The organism is Escherichia coli DSM 30083 = JCM 1649 = ATCC 11775 (assembly GCF_003697165.2).
Taxonomy (GTDB): domain Bacteria; phylum Pseudomonadota; class Gammaproteobacteria; order Enterobacterales; family Enterobacteriaceae; genus Escherichia; species Escherichia coli.
In genome coordinates this window covers 2,631,445-2,649,631 of sequence record NZ_CP033092.2, presented here as the reverse complement: position 1 = coordinate 2,649,631, position 18,187 = coordinate 2,631,445, and the positions used below count along the sequence as shown (strand labels likewise).

The following is an 18,187-nucleotide window of genomic DNA, read 5'->3' as shown; positions in this document are numbered from 1 at the left end:
TTACGCGAATCTGTCTGACGCGGCAAGGTTAATATGTCTCACCCAACGCGATTTTTAAGCGATTTATCCAGCCACACAGCCCGCTCCATACCAGCAGATTAATAATCTGCGTTGATGATTTTTCGTGTTCGAGTAATGGGCTGAACTGGGCGGCGCTAAAGCGATCGGGTGCTCGGGTCAGCCATTGTATCGCCTGAACGGTAGCGCGCTCAACAGAATGACGGTCAGCCCATCGGTTAATTTCATTTTCGCCCTTGCGCAGAAGGGGGCTGATTTTTTTATATTCATTTGATGAATTCATACAGGCGGCAAAACAAGCAGGACTGCCATTTATCCGCGCGCATAACAACGCCGCAAGCAGGTTACCCGGCTGTGTATTGACCCGTGTGCTGTTTAACAACTTTTCGAGAAGGGAAAGTGAAATAGGGTGGAGAGAGAGTGTGTTGGCCAGTTGGCAAAGTTCTGCAGTTGAACTTTTTGTGTGCTCTTCAGGGAGTTTTTCCACCTCATAGCTGCTTCGCCAGCGTAATGATTCATCAGCAAACAGTGACGCGTCGGCGTAGTTTTGTATCTCCAGCCCGGGTAACCAGCGTACTGGATGCCCGAGATAAGCCTGAAATGTCGCAATTGTCCGCGCCTGAAAGCCAATAAAACCAATGATTTGGTTAATGATCACACAGTCACAGACAGTAAGACCAACGTCATTCAGATGCTGGCGCGATCGGTTGTCGATAATAGAAGGCGAGCTAGCCAGTTGGCGGGCATATTGCGTGATTTGTGCCAACCGATGATTACTTTCCCTGGAGGAATCAGGCCCGGGGAGCGGCGTAAGTCGCGCCGAATAGTAGTTACATAACCGTTGGACGCCGCAAACCTGAGCAACCGTCAGGGCCGTCGACAAGCGTTCATAAGCGGTGAAGGTCTGTGAACGGGTCACGGTAAGCGGGTCAGGGAACAACTCTACTGCAAGAACGCGCGCAGGGACCAGCCATGAAAGGAAGGGTGCCAGCGTTTCTTCATCAAGGATCACGTCGAGCAGAAAGGGATCGCTGACCTTTGCGGCTTCCGGGACCAGAGGCAGAACGTCATACTCCGCAGTACTGGATTGCGTTTCATGATACCAGTGGCTTTTGCCGGTGATGTGGCGTTGTTCCATGGGCGCTCCTTGGTCGTAAAGGAAATCGTTATCCTGACGCAAGGCGGGAAGGGGAGAAAGACGGATCGGCGATAACAAATATCAGAAAGGTATAACAGAGATAACGGGCGGCAGAACGCCGCCCAATATTTACCAACAGAACGATTATTTCAGTTCGAGTTCGTTCATTGCAGCGATGCTGAAACCGCCGTCAACGTGGACCACTTCACCGGAGATACCGGCAGAGAGATCGGAGCACAGGAATGCCGCGGAATTACCCACATCTTCAATAGTAACGGTACGGCGAATCGGGGTAACGGCTTCGCAATGAGCCAGCATTTTGCGGAAGTCTTTGATACCGGAAGCCGCCAGAGTACGGATCGGACCCGCAGAGATGGCGTTAACACGCACACCTTCCGGACCCATCGCGTTCGCCATATAGCGCACGTTCGCTTCCAGAGACGCTTTTGCCAGACCCATAACGTTGTAGTTCGGGATAGCGCGCTCAGCGCCAAGGTAGGAAAGGGTCAGCAGGGCAGAACCCGGATTCAGCATGGAGCGGCAAGCTTTTGCCATTGCAACGAAGCTGTAGGAGCTGATGTCGTGGGCAATTTTGAAGCCTTCACGGGTAACGGCGTTAACATAGTCACCATCCAGCTGATCGCCAGGTGCAAAACCAATAGAGTGTACGAAACCGTCAAATTTCGGCCAAACTTTCCCCAGTTCAGCGAACATGGTGTCGATGCTGGCATCTTCGGCAACATCGCACTGCAGAACGATGTCAGAACCCAATTGAGCGGCAAATTCTTCTACGCGGCCTTTCAGTTTGTCGTTCTGGTAGGTGAATGCCAGTTCAGCTCCTTCGCGGTGCATCGCCTGAGCGATACCGTAGGCGATGGACAGTTTGCTGGCAACACCGGTTACCAGAATGCGCTTACCGGAAAGAAAACCCATAGCTTTAATCCTTATTGTTGATGCTTGTTGTGCCTGAAAATCAGGCGATTCGTCGTTTTAGTAAACAGTACGAACAGATAAACGGTTATTATAATCAACCTGGCTGTGGGTGGCTATAGTTGCGCTTTCTGTAGCGGAGAGAAGCTGCGGTACAGAGCATTTTGCGTTATCTACTCTTGACGCCTGCAAGGGGTAGGTTGGGGAAATATCTTATAGAATCTGACTATGAAACTATTCGTATTAGCTCCGATAAGTTTGATGATGAAAACAGAACTGGCGACAACAAGTCGCTGCCTTTCTGATGAATTGACCCCAACTTAATATTGTCAACTATCTTCACAGAATCTCCACAATCTCTTCATTATCAGAATATGCACCATGAATAAGATAAAAATACTTTCCATTACTTTGGAGAAACGTATAATCAGCAAAAATGAGAACGATCATTCTCACTAAGTGATAGGCCAGGAGACAGAAATGACCAGCAAGCTGGAGATACGCCACAAACAGCGTCAGGATGAAATCATTAACGCCGCCCGTCGGTGTTTTCGTCGCTGCGGATTTCATGCCGCCAGTATGTCGCAAATTGCCAGCGAAGCTCAGCTTAGCGTGGGTCAGATATATCGTTACTTCGCCAACAAAGACGCCATTATTGAAGAGATGGTTCGTCGTATCATCGACTTTCGTATTGCCCAAATGGACATTGACGCGCGTACCGATCACTTCCCGGAAGTCCTTGCCTTGCGTAAATCCTTAAATGAGGACGACGACGCGCTGATGCTGGAAGTGGCTGCAGAAGCCACACGCAACCCGCGGGTTATGGCAATGCTTGAAGAAGCTGACGCCAGAATGTTCGCTAACGGTTGTGCACATATGAAAAGAATGCATCCCCATCTTAGCGACGAGCACATTCGTTGCTGCGTTGAAGTGTTTGCTACCATGATGGAAGGTACGGTTTATCGTCGTTTAACACCGCAAAAAAGCGATCCACAACATCTGCAGGAAATATATCAGGATATTGTTAGTATGTTGATAAATAAATAAGAACAGAATTAACCAATAGCGGGGGATATTAATCCCCCTTATTTCATTGCGAAATTCATTTCGCGATGCGGGTTCGTTATAACTGAATATCCCTGACATATCCTCATTAATTTCAATGAGGAGGGTATTTCTCACCCTGGAGAAAATAATGAAGTATATAGCAACATCTGTAGTGGCAATGCTGCTCTTATCGGGTTGTGATAATACGCAAAGTAACAATTCATCCCCGTCAGAAACAGAAGTCGGCGTTGTTACGCTCAAATCTCAACCGGTTTCGGTAGTCAGTGAATTAACCGGACGCACCAGTGCTGCGCTCAGTGCTGAAGTACGTCCGCAGGTTGGGGGAATTATCCAGAAACGCTTATTTAAGGAAGGTGATCTGGTCAAGGCTGGACAGCCTCTCTACCAGATTGATGCGGCCAGTTATCAGGCTGCATGGAATGAAGCCCGGGCAGCATTACAACAAGCACAGGCACTGGTAAAAGCCGATTGCCAGAAAGCGCAGCGTTATACCCGACTGGTGAAAGAGAACGGTGTTTCACAACAGGATGCTGATGATGCTCAGTCTACCTGTGCACAAGATAAAGCCAGTGTAGAGGCGAAAAAAGCCGCACTGGAAACTGCGCGCATTAATCTTGACTGGACCACGGTAACCGCACCGATTTCGGGGCGTATTGGCATTTCGTCGGTAACCCCTGGCGCACTGGTGACCGCGTCGCAGGATACAGCGTTAACGACTATTCGTGGTCTGGATACAATGTATGTCGACCTCACTCGCTCCAGTGTCGATTTATTACGTCTGCGTAAACAGTCACTGGCGACCAACAGTGACACCATGAGCGTCTCACTTATTCTGGAAGATGGCACAACCTACAGCGAAAAAGGGCGTCTGGAACTCACCGAAGTCGCGGTGGATGAGTCTACCGGTTCGGTGACATTACGGGCAATTTTCCCCAATCCACAACAGCAGTTATTACCGGGAATGTTTGTTCGCGCTCGTGTCGATGAAGGCGTGATGGAAGACGCTATTCTCGCGCCTCAACAGGGCGTTACGCGCGATGCTAAAGGCAATGCAACTGCGCTGGTGGTGAATAAAGACAATAAAGTAGAGCAGCGAACGCTCGAAACGGGAGAAACGTATGGTGATAAATGGCTGGTGCTGAACGGCCTGCACAACGGCGACCGACTGATTGTTGAAGGTTCTGCCAAAGTCACTTCAGGGCAGACCGTCAAGGCTGTTGAAGTTCAGGCTAATGGAGGCAACGCCTGATGTTTTCGCGCTTTTTTGTTCGCCGCCCGGTCTTTGCCTGGGTTATCGCCATTTTGATTATGTTGGCGGGGATTCTGGCTATTCGCACATTGCCCGTCGCGCAATATCCTGACGTTGCACCGCCGACCATTAAAATTTCAGCCACTTATACTGGTGCTTCTGCCGAAACGCTGGAGAACAGCGTGACTCAGGTTATCGAGCAACAACTCACTGGGCTTGATAATTTACTCTATTTCAGCTCAACCAGTAGCTCTGATGGTTCGGTCAGTATTAATGTGACCTTTGAACAAGGTACCGATCCAGATACTGCACAGGTTCAGGTGCAGAATAAAATTCAGCAGGCGGAGTCGCGCCTACCCAGCGAAGTGCAGCAAACGGGTGTTACGGTGGAGAAATCACAAAGCAACTTTTTGCTGATTGCTGCCGTGTATGACACCACTGACAAAGCCTCCAGTTCGGATATCGCCGACTGGCTGGTCAGTAACGTTCAGGACCCCCTGGCGCGTGTTGAAGGTGTGGGGAGTCTGCAAGTCTTTGGCGCGGAATACGCCATGCGCATCTGGCTCGACCCGGCCAAACTGGCGTCTTACTCGCTGATGCCTTCAGACGTGCAAAGTGCTATTGAAGCGCAAAACGTGCAGGTTACTGCCGGGAAAATAGGGGCATTGCCTTCACCGAATACTCAGCAACTGACCGCAACGGTACGTGCGCAGTCTCGCTTGCAGACGGTGGATCAGTTCAAAAATATTATCGTGAAAAGCCAGTCAGACGGCGCAGTTGTTCGTATAAAAGATGTGGCTCGCGTTGAGATGGGCAGTGAAGATTATACCGCTATCGGCAAACTTAACGGTCACCCGTCTGCCGGGGTTGCTGTAATGCTTTCGCCCGGTGCGAATGCGCTGAATACGGCGACGCTGGTCAAGGATAAGATTGCCGAATTCCAGCGGAACATGCCGCAGGGATACGACATCGCATACCCGAAAGACAGCACTGAATTTATTAAAATCTCCGTAGAGGACGTAATTCAGACGCTGTTTGAAGCCATCGTATTGGTGGTTTGCGTGATGTATTTATTCCTGCAAAACCTGCGTGCCACACTGATTCCGGCGTTAGCTGTCCCCGTCGTTTTGCTGGGCACATTCGGCGTTCTTGCGTTGTTTGGCTATTCGATTAATACCCTGACGTTGTTTGCAATGGTGCTGGCGATCGGCTTGCTGGTGGACGATGCCATTGTGGTGGTAGAGAACGTCGAACGCATTATGCGTGACGAAGGGTTACCCGCGCGTGAAGCCACGGAAAAATCAATGGGCGAGATTTCTGGCGCACTGGTTGCCATTGCGCTGGTGTTGTCAGCCGTATTCCTGCCGATGGCCTTCTTTGGGGGATCTACGGGGGTAATTTATCGTCAGTTCTCCATCACCATCATCTCCGCAATGCTGCTTTCCGTGGTGGTGGCATTGACCTTGACTCCCGCCCTGTGCGGTTCCGTCCTCCAGCATGTTCCGCCACATAAAAAAGGCTTTTTCGGCGCATTTAACCGCTTTTATCGCCGTACTGAAGATAAATATCAGCGAGGCGTAATTTATGTCCTGCGCCGTGCAGCCCGAACGATGGGGCTTTATGTCGTGCTGGGTGGTGGAATGGCCCTGATGATGTGGAAGCTGCCGGGCAGTTTCTTACCCACTGAAGACCAGGGCGAAATCATGGTGCAGTACACGCTGCCGGCCGGGGCGACCGCTGCCCGTACAGCAGAAGTGAATCGCCAGATTGTTGACTGGTTCCTGATTAACGAGAAAGCAAATACCGATGTCATCTTTACCGTTGATGGTTTCAGTTTTAGCGGCAGCGGACAGAACACCGGGATGGCGTTTGTTTCGTTGAAAAACTGGTCTCAACGTAAAGGGGCAGAAAACACCGCCCAGGCTATCGCCCTACGGGCTACCAAAGAGCTGGGCACAATTCGTGATGCCACGGTATTTGCGATGACGCCGCCAGCCGTTGATGGGCTGGGGCAAAGCAATGGTTTTACGTTTGAATTGTTAGCTAACGGTGGAGCCGATCGTGAAACACTGCTGCAAATGCGTAATCAGTTGATAGAAAAAGCGAATCAAAGTCCGGAGTTACATTCTGTACGCGCCAATGATTTGCCACAAATGCCGCAATTGCAGGTAGATATTGATAGTAATAAAGCGGTGTCATTAGGGTTGAGTTTGAATGATGTCACCGACACCCTGTCCAGTGCGTGGGGCGGTACTTATGTGAATGACTTTATTGACCGTGGTCGTGTGAAAAAAGTCTACATTCAGGGCGACAGCGAATTTCGTTCCGCGCCGTCAGACTTAGGTAAATGGTTTGTGCGCGGTAGCGATAACGCCATGACACCATTCTCTGCTTTTGCGACCACCCGCTGGCTGTATGGACCGGAAAGACTGGTGCGCTACAACGGCTCGGCAGCCTATGAAATTCAGGGCGAAAACGCGACTGGCTTTAGTTCCGGCGATGCAATGACAAAAATGGAGGAACTGGCAAACAGTCTTCCTGCGGGAACAACCTGGGCCTGGAGTGGTTTGTCATTGCAGGAGAAACTGGCCAGCGGTCAGGCATTAAGTCTGTATGCAGTTTCTATTCTGGTGGTTTTCCTCTGCCTTGCAGCACTGTACGAAAGCTGGTCAGTCCCGTTCTCGGTCATTCTGGTGATCCCTCTGGGGCTTCTTGGCGCGGCGCTGGCGGCCTGGATGCGTGATTTAAACAACGACGTTTACTTCCAGGTAGCGCTATTAACTACTATCGGCTTGTCGTCGAAAAACGCCATTCTGATTGTGGAATTTGCTGAAGCGGCGGTTGCAGAGGGCTATTCCTTGAGTCGTGCGGCATTACGCGCGGCGCAGACTCGTTTACGCCCAATCATCATGACCTCGCTGGCGTTTATTGCGGGGGTAATGCCGCTGGCGATAGCAACTGGCGCAGGGGCGAACAGCCGCATCGCCATTGGTACGGGCATTATTGGTGGCACGCTGACCGCTACATTACTGGCCATTTTCTTCGTTCCTCTGTTTTTTGTACTGGTGAAACGTTTGTTTGCCGGTAAACCGCGCCGTCAGGAGTAAGTTATGTTGCGTCGTTCTCTTATTTTTCTGGTGTTGTTGAGTGCGGGATGTGTCTCGCTCGATCCTCACTACAGTACGCCTGAATCCCCAATCCCGGCGACCTTGCCGGGAGCACAGGGCCAGGGGAAGGCAATCAGCCATGACTGGCAGCAGGTGATTCACGATCCCCGATTGCAGCAGGTAGTAACCATTGCACTGAACAGTAACCGCGATGTGCAAAAAGCGATTGCTGATATTGACTCAGCACGGGCGCTCTATGGGCAAACTAATGCGTCGTTATTTCCGACGGTGAATGCGGCCTTAAGTTCGACTCGCAGTCGTTCGCTGGCGAATGGTACGGTAACAACTGCCGAGGCTGACGGCACGGTGTCCAGTTATACGTTAGATCTGTTTGGTCGTAATCAGAGTTTATCTCGGGCGGCGCGGGAAACCTGGCTTGCCAGTGAATTTACAGCCCAGAACACTCGTTTAACGCTGATTGCTGAAATCAGCACCGCCTGGCTGACACTGGCGGCCGATAACAGCAACCTGGCCCTGGCAAAAGAAACGATGGCCAGTGCAGAAAACTCATTGAAAATTATCCAGCGCCAGCAACAGGTTGGCACGGCGGCAGCGACAGATGTCAGTGAGGCGATGAGTGTTTATCAGCAAGCGCGCGCCAGCGTTGCCAGCTATCAGACACAAGTGATGCAGGATAAAAATGCGCTGAACTTACTGGCAGGTACAACGCTTGCGGAAAATCTGCTACCGGGAACACTGGAAAGCCTGCCGGAACAAATGATAAGTCTGGTTCCTGCGGGAGTATCATCTGATGTTCTGCTGCGTCGCCCGGATATCCAGGAAGCTGAACATAATTTGAAGAGCGCCAATGCAGATATTGGCGCGGCGCGGGCTAACTTTTTCCCGACGATTTCGCTGACTGCCAGTGCCGGTGTTGGCAGTGACGCATTGTCGTCGTTGTTCAGCCACGGAATGCAGATCTGGTCATTTGCGCCATCGGTCACATTACCGCTGTTCACTGGCGGAAGTAATCTGGCGCAGCTTCGTTACGCAGAAGCACAAAAGCGTGGGCTCATTGCCACCTATGAAAAAACCGTTCAGAGCGCATTTAAAGATGTCGCTAACGCACTGGCGCGGCGGACCACGCTTGAAGAGCAACTGGATGCACAGCGCCAGTATGTTAAAGCTGAGCAACAAACGGTCGATGTTGGCTTGCGTCGCTATCAGGCGGGTGTTGGTGATTACCTGACCGTGTTGACGGCGCAGCGCAGCTTGTGGAGTGCACAGCAGGAGCTGCTGGCACTGCAACTGACTGATTTTACAAACCGAATCACGCTCTGGCAGTCGCTGGGCGGCGGCATGTCATCACTCAAGTAAGGAATAATATGGCTAGAGTCTCTCTTTCATGGGCATTGATTCTTGGTCTTTTAGCCGGTATCGGCCCGATGTGTACCGATCTTTATTTGCCGGCTTTGCCGGAGATGTCTGAGCAACTGGCGGCAACCACGACCATAACGCAATTAACCCTGACCGCATCACTGATTGGTCTTGGCGTCGGACAACTGTTATTTGGCCCTCTGAGCGACAAAATAGGGCGTAAACGTCCGTTAATCTTGTCGTTGTTATTGTTTATTGTTTCTTCCATTTTGTGCGCGACAACGAACAATATTTACTGGCTGGTGGTCTGGCGTTTTATTCAAGGGATCGCGGGGGCGGGTGGTTCGGTGCTCTCTCGTTCTATTGCTCGTGACAAATATCAGGGAGTAACGTTGACCCAGTTTTTTGCGCTGTTAATGACGGTGAATGGCCTGGCACCGGTGTTGTCGCCAGTGCTGGGCGGGTACATTGTTAGCACTTTTGACTGGCGCACTTTATTCTGGGTAATGGCTGAAATTAGCACCGTACTGTTGCTGGGCTGCCTGTTATTTATTAATGAGACCTTGCCAGAAAATAAAAGGGGCTCATCATTGCTATTAACCGGACGAAGCGTGGTGCAGAACCGCCGTTTTATGCGCTTTTGCCTGATTCAAAGTTTTATGCTGGCTGGTTTGTTTGCATATATCGGCTCTTCGTCGTTCGTGTTGCAGAAGGAATTTGGCTTTAGTCCAATGCAATTTAGCCTGGTGTTTGGCCTTAACGGCATCGGACTTATCATTGCTTCATGGATCTTCTCGCGCCTGGCGCGACGGATTAACGCGATGACATTGTTGCGAGGTGGTCTGATAGCGGCAATTTTGTGTGCATTGCTCACGGTCTTATGCGCATGGGTACAATTGCCCATTCCGGCACTGGTGGCATTATTTTTCACCATCGCATTTTGTAGCGGCATCGGCACTGTTGGCGGGGCAGAGGCTATGAGTGCAGTAGGGACGCAGGAATCTGGAACGGCGTCTGCGTTGATGGGGATGAGCATGTTTGTCTTCGGCGGTATAGCCGCGCCATTGTCGGGAATTGGCGGAGAAACACTGTTAAAAATGAGTCTGGCAATTACGGTGTGTTATACGCTGGCATTGCTGGTTGCTCTCACCAGAATCGACAACCAAAAGTAATGAACACCTCATCCTGAGGGGGGCCTGTCAGGATGAGGTGCAAAACACTAACGGTCCTTACGCCACGCATCCGCCGTCAATGCCTCGCCAAAATGACCGGCGATCAGCCGTTTGGTGAGTTCATGCAGCGGCGATGCCAGCACATCTGCGGTGCTGCCTCGCTCGACAACCTCGCCCTGATGCATCACCAGCACCTGGTCGCTAATGTGCTTCATCATTCCGATATGCTGGGTAACATAAATATACGAAATGCCCTGTTTTTCCTGTAACTCCAGCATCAGATTAATCAACTGCGAACGCATCGACATATCCAGTGAGGCGAGGGCTTCATCGGCAATAATGACTTTTGGGCGCAATATCAGCGCGCGCGCCAGACCCAGACGCTGTTTTTGCCCGGGTGCTAACATATGCGGATAGTAACTGACGTGATCCGGTAGCAGCCCAACCATACGCATCGTTTCAATAATCTGTTTGCGACGCTGTTCCGGTTCCAGGTCGGTGTTCAGGCGCAGTGGAAAATCCAGAATTTGCGAGATACGTTGACGGGGATTCAACGAGGTCGAAGGATCCTGAAAAATCATGCGAATACGCTGACTGCGGAAGGAATAATCGCCAAAATGCAGCGGATGATCGTCAATCAATAACTCGCCGCTGGTAGGTTCTATCATTCCCGCCAGCATTTTTGCCAGCGTGGATTTACCCGAACCATTCTCGCCGATAATCGCCAGTGTCTGGCCTTCACGTAGCGTAAAGCTCAAGGGTTTTACCGCTTCTACGGTCTGACGACGAAACCAGCCGGTCCGGTAGCGGAACGTTTTACTTAAATTGCGCACTTCAAGTAGCGTTTCGATCATCTCACTCTTTCTCCATGTTCAGTGGGAAATGACAGGCATAGAGATGATTTTTCGCCCCCGTCAAACGTGGCGTCACAATGCATTCTCGTTGTGCATACGGGCAACGTGGCCCCAGACGACAACCAATCGGTAACTGTTCCAGCAGCGGGATAGCGCCGGGCAGCGTATTGAGGCGACTTTTATGCGGCATCGCGCTGCCGAAGTCTGGTATCGCGCGGATCAGCGCCTGGGTATAAGGATGGTGTGGCATCGTCACCAACTCCTTACTCGGCGCGGTTTCCACCGTTTGACCGCAGTAAAGCACGTTAATTTTATCCGCCCATTGGCTAAGCATTTGTAAGTCATGGCTGATAAGCAAAATAGTGGTATTACTGTTTTGGTTGAGACGCGTCAGCAGGCGAAAGATTTGCGCCTGGGTTGTTGGCTCCATTGAGTTGGTCGGTTCGTCAGCAATTAGCAGACGCGGTTGATTCGCCAGTGCAATGGCTATCATCACTTTCTGACATTCACCTTCGGTCAACTCATAGGGAAAACTGCGCATCGCATCTTTGTGATCTTTAATCCCCACGCGGTGCAGCAGTTCAATGGCACGGCGTTTGCGCCAGCCAAAACGCTGCCACCAACGGCCTTTATAGGTCCAGGCAGGGATGTTTTGCATCAACTGGCGACCCACACGTTCTGAAGGGTCAAGACACGACTGTGGTTCCTGGAAAATCATCGACACGTTGTGACCAACCAGCTTGCGCCGTTCGCGTGCGGAGAGACGCAGCAAATCGATATCATCAAAACGCATACGGTCAGCAGTAACACGCCAGTTATCTTTATTCACCCCACAAATCGCTTTAGCAATCAAACTTTTGCCGGAACCGGATTCGCCAACAAGACCGCGGATTTCACCTTCGGTTAAGGTCATACTTACGCGGTCGACGGCTTTAACCCACTCATCACCGGTTTTAAATTCAATGGTCAGGTTACGAATATCGAGTAATGGCATTATTCCACCCCCGCAATAATTGCACGACGGACACCGTCGCCAAGGAGGTTAACCAACAGCACGCTAATCATAATTGCCGCACCTGGCAGCATGACAGTCCATGGGGCGACATAAATCAGTTCCAGCGCATCACCGAGCATCGCGCCCCATTCAGGCGAGGGCAGTTGTGCGCCGAGGTCAAGAAAGCCCAGCGCGGCGATATCGAGAATTGCCATCGACAATGCGCGAGTGATCTCGGTGACCAGTCCGGCGGTGATGTTGGGCATCACAGCAAACCAGAGAATATTCAGCGTTGATGCGCCATCCAGACGGGCGGCGATAACGTACTCTTTTTCCAGTTCGTCATGCACCATGCTGTAAATCGAACGTACCATACGCGGCAGCAGCGCCAGCCAGACAGCAAACATGGCGTGAGACAAACTCGGTCCGGCAAACGCTACAACGATAATTGCCAGCAGCAGCGAAGGGATCGCCAGTAAGGTATCCAGAATATGGTTAAGCACCGCTGAGCGTAGGCCGTGGGTCGCCCCGGCGAAGGTGCCCAGTACCAGGCCACAGATCGTCGCGGCAAGCGTCACCACAAATGCGCCACCTACGGTTGGCGCAGCTCCGCTCAGTAAACGGCTTAAAACATCGCGTCCGAGGTCGTCAGTCCCCAGGAAGAAAGAAACTTCGCCATAGCGCGACCATGACGGCGGCAATAATTGATAACCGAGAAATTGCTGGTCGATGCCGTAAGGCGCAAACCAGCCGCCAAAAATACACAGTACAGCCAGCCCCGCGCAGCCGTACAGGCCGACCATCGCAGAGGCGTCACTATAAAATTTGCGCCAGGCGGTACGCAGCGTGCCCGGCGGGCGCTTTTCGCTGTATACGCTATCGTAAGGCATACCATTCCTTATGTTTCAGAGGGTTAGCCATGGCACCCAAAATATCAGAAATCACGTTAACAATAATGACCAGTGAGCCACACACCATCACTCCGGCGGAAATGGCTGCGTAATCCTGCTGGCGGATGGCGTTAATTAACCAGCGCCCTAAACCCGGCCAGCTAAAAACCATTTCGGTGATCATCGCCAGCGTCAGCATGGTGGAAAACTGTAAGCCCAGGCGAGGAATAACCGGAGGTAACGCGTTATGCAGAACGTGGCGACGCAAAATAGTAAAGCGCGACAAACCGCGGGTTGCCGCTGCTTTAACATAGTTCTGGTCATACACTTCGATAGTGCTGATACGCATCAGTCGGATCACTTCAGTTGTTGGCGCAACCGACAGGGTGATCACGGGCAATATCATATGGCGGATTGCGCTCATGACCATTTCATCCCGCCACGGTGAGTTCGAAAGCCAGGCATCAATCAACGCAAAACCGGTAATCGGTTTCACTTCGTAGAGCAAATCGAAACGCCCAGAAACGGGCAACCAACCTAGCGTGAGTGAACAAAACAGCGTCAGCAGAAGCGCCAGCCAGAACACCGGGATTGAAAAGCCCAGTAAGGCGATGGCGTTGATCAAGTTATCCTGCCACTTATGGCGCGTAATCCCGGCAATCATTCCTACGGGGATGCCAACAATCAGCGCAAAACCGAAGGCGAGGATGCACAGTTCCATCGTCGCCGGGAAGACCTCTTTTAACTGTTCGGCAATCGGTTGACCGTTAATGCTGGAAACACCAAAATCCCAGTGGATCAGGCCGTTAAACCAGAACACCCAGGCATTCCACAGTGACGCGCCTTGTAACGGCGCATGTGGGGTGAAATAGCTCAAGCTGAAGCCAACGAAGGTCAGCAGGAACAAGGTCACAATCAATAACAAAATACGGCGTAAGGTGAAGATAATCATGGCTTTTTCACCTCATCCTGTTTCTCGCGATACACCCCAGCAAAGGAGGCGTTACCAAACGGGCTAAGTACCAGACCTTTGATATCGTACCGATAGGCCTGCAAACGCAATGACGACGCCAGCGGCAGAATAGGTAATTCCTGCGCCAGAATACTTTGCGCTTCGTCATAGGCTTCAATACGCGCCGCCAGCTGCTGCGAAGAGAGCGCCTTACGCAACACGCTGTCGAATTTCGGATCGCACCAGTGGGCGAGGTTGGTCTGCGAATGAATTGCTGCGCAGCTCAGTAACGGACGGAAGAAACTGTCCGGGTCGTTACTGTCCGTCGCCCAACCGGATAACGTCAGATCATGGCTCATATCCATCAACCGCGCCTCCTGAAAACGACCTTCTACCGGCACAATCACCACTTTTACGCCAACCTGTGCCATATCCGCCTGAATCAGTTCGGCGGTTTTCAGTGGACTGGGGTTCCACGCCTGCGAACGTGTGGGCACCCACAGTTTCAGCGTTAAGTTTTCCAGCCCCAACGCCTTCAACTGTTCGCGCGATTTTTCCGGATTGTATTCAGTAATTTTAGCCTCGTTGTCATAGGCCCACGAGGCTCGCGGTAAAATAGAGGCCGCCGTTTCAGCCGTACCATAATAGATGGATTGCATCAGGCGCTGGTTATTAATCGCCAGTGCCAGCGCATGGCGGACCGCCGGATTATTTAGCGGCGGTTTGGCGGTGTTGAATGCCAGATAGGCGACATTCATCCCAGGACGCAGCGTTAAACGCAAGCGTGGGTCGTCACGCAAAATGGATAGCTGACTGGCAGCAGGCCAGGCCAGAACGTCGCACTCCCCGGTCAGGAGTTTCGACAATCGTCCTGTACCGCCAGAGCCTAAATCCACCACCACTTGTGGCATCAACGGATTACCACGCCAGAAATCATCATGACGTTGTAAGCGAATATATTGCCCGGCGCGGTATTCCGACAACTGATACGGACCGGTGCCGACCGGTTGACGGTCGAGTTGCTCCTGGCGATCTTCTTTCTCTAACTTCCCTGCATATTCTGCCGACATGACCGAAGCATAATGGGTCGCCAGGTGCCACAAAAAAGAAGCATCCGGCTGGGCGAGACGGAACTCAACGGTATGATTATCCAGCTTGCGGACGCTTTTCACGTTATCGGCAAATTGCAGACTGTCGAAATAGGGGAAGTTACTGCCGTTGACGTTATGCCACGGGTTGTTGCGGTCAAAAATCCGTTGGAAGGTAAACACCACATCATCGGCATTCATTTTACGAGTGGGAGTAAACCAGTCGGTTTTTTGAAACGGAACATCGCGACGCAGGTGGAAGCGATAGGTCGCGCCGTTGTCGAGCACTTCCCAGCTTTCGGCAAGTTCCGGCATCAGGCGATAGGTATAGGGATCGACATCCAGCAGTCGATCATAAAACTGGGCGGCAAGGGTATCGACAATTAACCCACTGCTCGCTTTGGATGGGTTAAAGGTGTTGACTTGCCCGCTGACGCAATAGACAAAACCGCTGTCACGGATATCAGCATGCGGGGGGGATTCAGGCGCGGCGATTGCCTGACCACTCACAAGTCCAGCAATCACCAAAAGAGACGATAATACCTGGCGCATAATATTAAGGGATTTTATGTAAAGAGGCTATCTTACTAATATTTAATGACATTTGCCATTACCGTTTGTTTTCAGAGGTCGTAATGAGGGCCGTGTGGTTGGTCATTGAACAGGTGGCGTCGCCATCAGTTCAACATTCGTACCCGTGATTTCTTTATAACTATAACTCACAGAACAACTTAGCGAGGAGCAGAGCGGTACGATCGTGAGAAACCCATTAAAACATGCTGCAGTGCGTGTCATTTTTAGCCGGATGCGGCGCGAACGCTTTATCCGGGCAACGATACTGACCGATAGTCTGCAATTAAATAATTACTCATTACCCCATTGATTCAAAAACTCTGCGATCTCATCAATGCGTACGGGATTAATCCCCGCTTCAGCAGCCATTTCATGTTGGGCTTCTTCACTGATCTCTTCATTATTCATCAAACGGGTGAGCAGTAACTGGAAGTAGTGGGCCAGCGGTGTGCGTTCAGCGTCTGCGACAGGCTCTGCGCATTCGGTCGCGTACTCATCGGCAATATCAAAATATTTTAGCGGGATATCGTGGTTCATTATTTGCCCCTAGGGTTAATGCGCTAAGCATAAAGGCGGATGATAGCACTCGTGATCCGGGTCATACATATTTTTATAGTTAATGGCGCGGTGCATTACCCTCAGGCAGGATAATGCGCCGCGCATTCGACTATTACGTTTCGCTCACCGGCGTTCTGTCGCCATCATACAACGGCACTTTGCGATAGCGGCGGATCAAATACCACAAATATGCGCCACCTAACGAAGCCCATACCATCCCGGTTGCGCAATTCGATGCGGCAATGAAAATTTTGCAGGATGCGCTGAGAGATTAATACGCAGAAGCAGGGTTAACGCAATAATGCCTGATGCGCAGCGCTTATCAGGCCTGCAAACGACGTATTGATTATGTATGCCGGATAAAGCGTTCACGCTGCATCCGGCAAGTTGTATTGCCCAACTTCGCTAAATCTGGTGCTTTTTCAACAACGCGCGGAACTGATGATAGGTTAACCCCAGCAATTCAGCGGCGCGCTTCTGGTTATATTTCCCCTGTTGCAAACTGAGTTGCAGCAACTCTTTTTCCTGCTGCATCTGAAACTCGCGTAAATCCAGTGGCAGCGTCGGAAGCGAGGTGTTTTCTGAAACGGCGATGGCTTCTTCAGATGGACGGCGTTTAAAGGGATCAATAATGATGTCATCAAGCGGATAATCGCTGGTGCCGTGACGATACACTGAACGTTCCACCACGTTTTTCAATTCACGTATATTTCCCGGCCAGCGATAATTCAGCAATGTTTCTCTGGCGTGCTCTGTAAAACCCGGGAACAGAGGCAGCTTGATTTCCCGACACATCTGGATGGCAAAGTGTTCTGCCATCAACATAATGTCGCTTTCACGCTCGCGCAGTGGTGGCAGTTGCACAACATCGAACGCTAGTCGGTCGAGCAGGTCTGCGCGAAAAGTACCTTCATTGACCATCGCCGGGAGATCGGCATTCGTCGCGCATACCAACCGCACATTCACCTGCAATGGCTGGCTGCCGCCGACGCGCTCCAGTTCACCGTACTCAATCACACGCAATAATTTTTCCTGCACCATCATCGGTGCCGTAGCGAGTTCATCAAGAAATAGCGTACCGCCGTCGGCACGTTCAAATCTCCCTGGATGACGTTTTTGCGCACCGGTAAACGCCCCCGCTTCGTGACCAAACAGTTCGGAATCCAACAGATTTTCATTTAACGCCGCGCAGTTAAGGGAAATAAACGGCCCTTGCCAACGGGAGGAGAGATAATGCAGGCGGCTGGCGATCAGCTCTTTACCGGTGCCGCGCTCGCCGATGATGAGCACCGGTTTGTCCAGCGGTGCGAGATGCGAAACCTGTTCCAGCACTTCGAGAAAGCTGTTCGCCTCACCGAGTAAATTATCTTTGTATTCTGCCATGATGAAATTCGCCACTTGTTAGTGTAATTCGCTAATTCATCCTGGCATGTTGCTGTTGATTCTTCAATCAGATCTTTATAAATCAAAAAGATAAAAATTGGCACGCAAATTGTATTAACAGTTCAGCAGGACAATCCTGAACGCAGAAATCAAGAGGACAACATTATGGGTATTTTTTCTCGCTTTGCCGACATCGTGAATGCCAACATCAACGCTCTGTTAGAGAAAGCGGAAGATCCACAGAAACTGGTGCGTCTGATGATCCAGGAGATGGAAGATACATTGGTTGAAGTACGTTCTACTTCGGCGCGTGCGCTGGCAGAAAAGAAACAGCTGACTCGTCGTATTGAACAAGCGTCGGCGCGTGAAATTGAATGGCAGGAAAAAGCGGAACTGGCACTGCTGAAAGATAGAGAAGATCTGGCGCGTGCGGCGTTAATTGAAAAACAGAAACTGACCGATCTGATTAAGAGCCTGGAACATGAAGTGACGCTGGTGGACGATACGCTAGTGCGTATGAAGAAAGAGATCGGCGAGCTGGAAAACAAATTGAGCGAAACACGCGCTCGCCAGCAGGCATTGATGTTACGCCATCAGGCGGCAAACTCGTCGCGCGATGTGCGTCGTCAGCTGGACAGTGGCAAACTGGATGAAGCAATGGCTCGTTTCGAATCTTTCGAACGCCGTATCGACCAGATGGAAGCGGAAGCAGAAAGCCACAGCTTCGGTAAACAAAAATCGCTGGACGATCAGTTTGCCGAACTGAAAGCCGATGATGCAATCAGCGAGCAACTGGCACAATTAAAAGCCAAAATGAAGCAAGACAATCAATAATA

Annotated in this window: 15 protein-coding genes and 1 pseudogene; 6 read left to right on the top strand and 10 right to left on the bottom strand. The window is 51.1% G+C overall.

Annotated elements, in window-relative coordinates; all coding sequences use genetic code 11:
* Nucleotides 1-28: 28 nt before the first annotated feature.
* Both yciW and fabI read right to left on the bottom strand, forming a co-directional pair.
* Nucleotides 29-1,156 (bottom strand): carboxymuconolactone decarboxylase family protein, encoded by a 1,128-nt coding sequence (gene yciW / locus EAS44_RS13870; protein WP_001298115.1) that lies wholly within the window; start codon nt 1,154-1,156, stop codon nt 29-31.
* A gap of 144 nt (nt 1,157-1,300) precedes the next feature.
* Complete coding sequence (gene fabI / locus EAS44_RS13865) at nt 1,301-2,089, bottom strand: enoyl-ACP reductase FabI (protein WP_000506490.1); 789 nt, start codon at nt 2,087-2,089, stop codon at nt 1,301-1,303.
* A 477-nt stretch (nt 2,090-2,566) separates the two neighbouring features.
* Here fabI and EAS44_RS13860 point away from each other — a divergent pair, with 477 nt between their 5' ends.
* The 5 genes from EAS44_RS13860 (at nt 2,567) to EAS44_RS13840 (ending at nt 10,059) form a co-directional block, all read left to right on the top strand.
* Nucleotides 2,567-3,133: a TetR/AcrR family transcriptional regulator gene (locus EAS44_RS13860; RefSeq protein ID WP_000202113.1), complete on the top strand. Its 567-nt coding sequence runs from the start codon at nt 2,567-2,569 to the stop codon at nt 3,131-3,133.
* 148 nt (nt 3,134-3,281) lie between these two features.
* Nucleotides 3,282-4,403 (top strand): efflux RND transporter periplasmic adaptor subunit, encoded by a 1,122-nt coding sequence (locus tag EAS44_RS13855; protein WP_000873806.1) that lies wholly within the window; start codon nt 3,282-3,284, stop codon nt 4,401-4,403.
* Complete coding sequence (locus tag EAS44_RS13850) at nt 4,403-7,510, top strand: efflux RND transporter permease subunit (protein WP_000492812.1); 3,108 nt, start codon at nt 4,403-4,405, stop codon at nt 7,508-7,510. The genes EAS44_RS13855 and EAS44_RS13850 overlap by 1 nt, the downstream gene beginning before the upstream one ends.
* Before the next feature lie 3 nt (nt 7,511-7,513).
* Nucleotides 7,514-8,887, top strand: a complete 1,374-nt coding sequence (locus EAS44_RS13845; RefSeq protein ID WP_000946237.1) for an efflux transporter outer membrane subunit — start codon at nt 7,514-7,516, stop codon at nt 8,885-8,887.
* A gap of 8 nt (nt 8,888-8,895) precedes the next feature.
* Nucleotides 8,896-10,059: a multidrug effflux MFS transporter gene (locus EAS44_RS13840; RefSeq protein ID WP_000135020.1), complete on the top strand. Its 1,164-nt coding sequence runs from the start codon at nt 8,896-8,898 to the stop codon at nt 10,057-10,059.
* A 47-nt stretch (nt 10,060-10,106) separates the two neighbouring features.
* Here EAS44_RS13840 and sapF read toward each other — a convergent pair whose 3' ends face one another.
* The 8 genes and pseudogenes from sapF to pspF form a co-directional block, all read right to left on the bottom strand.
* On the bottom strand, nt 10,107-10,913 hold the full coding sequence (gene sapF, locus EAS44_RS13835) for a peptide ABC transporter ATP-binding protein SapF (RefSeq protein WP_000573407.1): 807 nt from the start codon (nt 10,911-10,913) through the stop codon (nt 10,107-10,109).
* Between the two features lies 1 nt (nt 10,914).
* Nucleotides 10,915-11,907, bottom strand: coding sequence for a peptide ABC transporter ATP-binding protein SapD (gene sapD / locus EAS44_RS13830; RefSeq protein WP_001128858.1), 993 nt, complete (start codon nt 11,905-11,907; stop codon nt 10,915-10,917).
* Nucleotides 11,907-12,797: a peptide ABC transporter permease SapC gene (gene sapC / locus EAS44_RS13825; protein ID WP_001146163.1), complete on the bottom strand. Its 891-nt coding sequence runs from the start codon at nt 12,795-12,797 to the stop codon at nt 11,907-11,909. The genes sapD and sapC overlap by 1 nt, the downstream gene beginning before the upstream one ends.
* Nucleotides 12,784-13,749, bottom strand: coding sequence for a putrescine export ABC transporter permease SapB (gene sapB, locus EAS44_RS13820; protein WP_000583286.1), 966 nt, complete (start codon nt 13,747-13,749; stop codon nt 12,784-12,786). Before sapB ends, sapC begins: the two co-directional genes overlap by 14 nt.
* Nucleotides 13,746-15,389 (bottom strand): ABC transporter substrate-binding protein SapA, encoded by a 1,644-nt coding sequence (gene sapA / locus EAS44_RS13815; protein WP_001250204.1) that lies wholly within the window; start codon nt 15,387-15,389, stop codon nt 13,746-13,748. Before sapA ends, sapB begins: the two co-directional genes overlap by 4 nt.
* A gap of 312 nt (nt 15,390-15,701) precedes the next feature.
* Nucleotides 15,702-15,947, bottom strand: a complete 246-nt coding sequence (ymjA, locus tag EAS44_RS13810) for a YmjA family protein (protein WP_001015099.1) — start codon at nt 15,945-15,947, stop codon at nt 15,702-15,704.
* A 133-nt stretch (nt 15,948-16,080) separates the two neighbouring features.
* Nucleotides 16,081-16,188: pseudogene (locus EAS44_RS13805) on the bottom strand (hypothetical protein); the annotation flags it as partial.
* A gap of 185 nt (nt 16,189-16,373) precedes the next feature.
* Nucleotides 16,374-17,351 (bottom strand): phage shock protein operon transcriptional activator, encoded by a 978-nt coding sequence (gene pspF, locus EAS44_RS13800; protein ID WP_001331643.1) that lies wholly within the window; start codon nt 17,349-17,351, stop codon nt 16,374-16,376.
* Nucleotides 17,352-17,516: 165 nt separating this feature from the next.
* Between pspF and pspA the strand changes: the two genes are divergently transcribed.
* Nucleotides 17,517-18,185 carry a phage shock protein PspA gene (gene pspA / locus EAS44_RS13795; protein WP_000511015.1) on the top strand — a complete coding sequence of 223 codons (669 nt, stop codon included), beginning with the start codon at nt 17,517-17,519 and terminating at the stop codon, nt 18,183-18,185.
* Nucleotides 18,186-18,187 lie beyond the last annotated feature (2 nt).